This is a genomic window from Mesorhizobium sp. M7A.F.Ca.CA.004.04.2.1, assembly GCF_004022825.1.
GTDB lineage: Bacteria > Pseudomonadota > Alphaproteobacteria > Rhizobiales > Rhizobiaceae > Mesorhizobium.
This window is the reverse complement of record NZ_RZPH01001031.1, coordinates 1-2064: the sequence shown is the minus strand read 5'-3', so window position 1 is coordinate 2064 and position 2064 is coordinate 1. Positions and strand designations below refer to the sequence as shown.

Sequence of the window (2064 nt, the reverse complement as noted above, 5' to 3'; positions counted from 1 at the left end):
TCTCGCGCGCCGACCTCGCCAGGACGATGAAGCGGCGGCTGCCCGACTACATGGTGCCCTCCTATCTGGAGGAACTGCCTGTTATCCCGATGACGGTTTCCAACAAGGTGGATTTGCGCCAGCTGCCGAAGCCGACAAGCGTGCGGCTTTCGGGCGATCGCGCCATGGTCGCGCCCGCCAATGACGACGAGCGTTTCCTCGCCGACGCACTGGCCGCGGTGCTGAAATTCGAAGAAGTGTCCGTCGAGGACAATTTCTTCGACGATCTCGGCGCCAACTCGCTGCTGATGGCGCATTTCTGCGCCCGCCTGCGCACCAGGAAGGAATGGGCGACGGCGTCGATGCGCGACATCTACCTCCACCCGACCGTGGCACGGCTCGCGCTCCACCTGGGCGTGGCGGACGAGATGACGACGGCCACCAACGAGCCCGTCCTCACCCGCCGGGCCTCGAATTTCGCCTACTGGACCTGCGGCGCCGCACAGCTGCTGTTCTACGCGCTCTACAGCTATGGCGCCTTGTGGGCGGTCAATGACGGCCTCAACTGGATGTATGACGCGCTCGACGATCCGCTGCAGCTCTACATCAGGTGCGTGGCGCTTTCGGCCGCCGTGTTCTTCGGCATGTCGGGCTTTGCCGTCATCGCCAAATGGGTGCTGGTCGGCCGCTGGAAGGCGGAGGCGTTTCCCATCTGGGGCGTGCGTTACTTCCGCTTCTGGGTGGTCAAGACATTGATCCGCACCGCGCCCGTCGTGCTGTTCCGCGGCAGCCCGCTCTACAGCATCTACCTGCAGCTTCTGGGCACCAAGCTCGGCAAGAACGCCGTCATCGAATCGAAATCCGTGCCCGTCTGCACGGATCTCATCTCGATCGGCGCCAACACCATCCTGCGCAAGGAATCCATGATCCTCGGCTTCCGGGCGCAGTCCGGCTATATCCACACCGGGCCGCTGACCATCGGCCGCGATGCCTTTGTCGGCGTCGGCTCGACGCTCGACATCGACACCCGGATCGGCGACGGCGCCCAGCTCGGCCATTCGTCCTCACTGCACCGCGGCCAAAGCATCCCCGACGGCGAACGCTGGCATGGCTCGCCGGCCGTGCCGACCACGGCCGACTATTGCAAGGTGCGCAATGTCGATCCGTCCAACATCAGGCGCTTCCTCTTCGAAGCGGTGCAGCTGATCGGGCTGTTTGCCATCGTCACCCCCTTGCCGCTTTTGTTCCACAGCTATTGGGAAAACGTCGGCGACGACTACCAGGAAACCATCGGCGTCGTCGCGATCGGCACCACGGTGACGCTGTTCGGCTACATGGCCGCATCCTTCCTGGCGGCGACGCTGGTGCCGCGCCTGGTCAGCCTGCTGTTGAAGCCAGGCCGCACCTACACGCTGTACGGCTTCCGCTACTGGCTGCAGACGGTCGCTGAATTCTCCAGCAATTCCCGCGTGCTCGGCCTGCTGGCCGGCGACAGCTCGGCCATCGTGCACTACATGAGAGCGATCGGCTGGAACCTCAACAAGGTGGTGCAGACCGGCTCCAATTTCGGCTCCAACCAGCAGCACGAAAACCCGCTTCTGTGCGAGATCGGCACCGAGACCATGGTGTCGGACGGGCTGTTCATGATCAACATGCACAAATCCGCCTCCGCCTTCCGGCTCGAGCCGACGAGGATCGGCGAGCGCAACTATCTCGGCAACAACATCTACTATCCGCCGGACGGGCGCACCGGCGACAACGTCCTGCTCGGCACCAAGGTGATGATCCCCATCGACGGGCCGCTGCGCGAGAATGTCGGGCTTCTGGGTTCGCCTGCCTTTGAAATCCCGCGCATGGTGAACCGCGACAAGGAACTCATCGCGGGCGTCGACGAAGACGACCGGCGCCGGCGCATCCCGCACAAGAACCGCCACAATCTGGTGACGATCCTGCTCTTCGTGGCAACGCAATGGGTCATGCTGTTCGTCACGCTGGCGATCTGGGACCGGGCGCTGAACTACTACACCGAATGGGCCGAGGTCGCGCTGTTCGTCGCCGTGCTCCTGACCTCGGCGATCACCATTC

1 protein-coding gene is annotated in these 2064 nt (G+C 63.8%); it reads left to right on the top strand.

The genetic code is table 11. The features are described 5' to 3' along the window. Positions 1 to 2064, top strand: a 2064-nt coding sequence (locus EN893_RS30800; RefSeq protein WP_245490932.1) for a Pls/PosA family non-ribosomal peptide synthetase, incomplete at both ends; no start/stop codon positions are given.